The 914-nt window shown below is 47.4% G+C and carries 2 protein-coding genes; both read left to right on the top strand.

Annotated elements, in window-relative coordinates; genetic code table 11:
• Positions 1–31 precede the first annotated feature (31 nt).
• Positions 32–217 (top strand): hypothetical protein, encoded by a 186-nt coding sequence (locus DW835_RS17750; protein ID WP_015540918.1) that lies wholly within the window; start codon positions 32–34, stop codon positions 215–217.
• Positions 218–324: 107 nt separating this feature from the next.
• The coding region (locus tag DW835_RS17745) for a recombinase family protein (RefSeq protein ID WP_182430355.1) at positions 325–914 on the top strand (590 nt) is incomplete at its 3' end.

Genomic DNA, 914 nt, shown 5'->3' with positions numbered 1-914 from the left:
GGGCATATTTCATTTATGGAGGTAACTGCCTATGGCAAAAAACAAAAACGAGAGCAACAACGAAAACAGCGGCACCCTGCTTACCGAAAAAGACGGCACCCAGTATTTTGTCATGGGGAAAGTCCGTATCAAGGTATCGGAGCATTTCGCACAGGATGGGAAGCCGCTTGACAGCCTGCTGGAAGATGTGATCCAGCACGCTGCCGCCGCTTCCTGAAAAAATACGGAATAACGACTGTCAATCAGCCCACGCTTATGATATACTTGTACCAGCGAGTATTGTATAAGCGTGGGTTGTTTCTTTTAGAAGGAGGATTTTTAACCGTGAAACAACCATACAATACAACGATTTATAACACTGCACTATATTTGAGATTGAGCCGTGACGATGAATTACAGGGGGAAAGCGGCAGTATCCAGACCCAGCGCATGATGCTTAGACAGTATGCCGCAGAGCATGGGCTGACCGTTGTAGACGAGTACATTGACGACGGATGGAGTGGGACAAATTTCGAGCGTCCAAGTTTCCAAAGGATGATTGATGACATCGAAGACGGGAAAATCAACTGCGTTGTCACAAAGGACTTATCCCGTCTGGGAAGAAACTATATCCTGACCGGTCAGTACACGGAAATCTATTTCCCCAGCAAGGGAGTACGCTACATTGCCATCAATGACAATGTGGACACCATCAACGGAGAAAGCGAGCTTGCACCGTTCTTAAACATCCTGAATGAAATGCACGCCCGACAGACCAGCAAAAAGGTCAAGGCTGCCATGCACACAAGATTTGCCAATGGCGCACACTATGGAGCCTATGCACCGCTGGGCTATGTAAAAGACCCGGACAAAAAAGGTCATCTTCTGATCGACCCGGAAACACGCTGGATTGTAGAGAAGATTTTTGACCTTGC

The organism is Clostridium sp. AM34-9AC, assembly GCF_003480225.1.
GTDB lineage: Bacteria > Bacillota > Clostridia > Lachnospirales > Lachnospiraceae > Acetatifactor > Acetatifactor acetigignens.
This window is presented reverse-complemented; position numbering and strand designations above follow the sequence as displayed.

Coding starts and splice junctions, on each gene's coding strand:
- DW835_RS17750 (WP_015540918.1), top strand. CDS start 32: ATGGCAAAAAACAAAAACGAGAGCAACAACGAAAACAGCGGCACCCTG.